The 1,053-nt window shown below is 67.3% G+C and carries 2 protein-coding genes; both read right to left on the bottom strand.

All coding sequences use genetic code 11. The annotated features are described in order from the left end of the window. The coding region (locus ACOZKU_RS05620; protein ID WP_421578023.1) for an ABC transporter permease subunit at positions 1–631 on the bottom strand (631 nt) is incomplete at its 3' end. Next, positions 628–1,053: ATP-binding cassette domain-containing protein (locus ACOZKU_RS05615; protein ID WP_421578022.1), on the bottom strand; the 426-nt coding region annotated here is incomplete at its 5' end. The genes ACOZKU_RS05615 and ACOZKU_RS05620, both read right to left, overlap by 4 nt.

Genomic DNA, 1,053 nt, shown 5'->3' with positions numbered 1-1,053 from the left:
GCGCGATGCGGATGCCGGTCAGGATGGAGGGGACGGCACTTGGCAGGACCACCTCCCGCAGCACCTGCGCCCTGCTCGCGCCGAGCGAGCGGGCCGCGTTGACATGGTCCTTCGAGACGGCGCGCACGCCGGCCGAGGTCGACAGGATGATCGAGGGCAGCATGGAGAGCGCGATGACCGTGATCTTCGAAGCCTCGCCGATGCCGACCCAGATGATGACGAGCGGCAGATAGGCAAGCGGCGGAAGCGGGCGGAGGAACTCGACGATGGGATCGAGGATGCCGCGGCCGACCCGGCTCGTGCCGATGGCAAGGCCGGCGGGAATGCCGATCAGGATGGAGGCGATCAGCGCCCCGAAGATGCGGTAAAGGCTTGCGCCGACATGTTCGGCCAGCGTCGCATCGACAAACCCTTTCACGACGAGATTGTAGAGTGCGATGACGACCTGGCGCGGCGAGGGCAGGAAGACCGGTGAAACCAGCGCGTAGGCCGAGGCGAACGCCCAGAGGCTGATGATGACGCCGACGGTGAGCGTGGAGATGACGGCGATGGGGAGGGGGCGGGTACGGCGGGCCGGCGCCGTATCGGTCGTTTCGCCCGCGAGGGCGTTAAGTTCACTCAGAAGCGTCATGCGGCAAGCTCCTCTTCGCCGGCGTGGATGAGACCGGTCAGCCCGGCATGCATGCGTTTGAAGATCGGCGAGGCCTTGACGTCGGCAACCGAAGCGCCGTTCAGGATCTCGGCATTGAAGCCGGCCTCGATCTCGGCGGTCAGGCGGCCCGGATTGGGCGAGAGCACGACAATACGCGTGCCGAGCAAAAGCGCCTCCTCGATGCTGTGGGTGATGAGCACGGCGCCTGCGCCGCTCTCGGCCTTGATGCGCAGCAGGAAGTCCTGCATGCGCGTGCGGGTCAGCGCATCGAGCGCGCCGAGCGGCTCGTCGAGCAACAGGAAACGCGGCTCGGCGGCGAGCGCCCGCGCTATGCCGACCCGTTGACGCATGCCGCCGGAGAGTTCCCAGATGTGCCGGTCACCGGAATCCGCAAGCCCGAC

The sequence above is a fragment of the Shinella sp. M31 genome (assembly GCF_049199205.1).
Taxonomy (GTDB): domain Bacteria; phylum Pseudomonadota; class Alphaproteobacteria; order Rhizobiales; family Rhizobiaceae; genus Shinella.
This window is presented reverse-complemented; position numbering and strand designations above follow the sequence as displayed.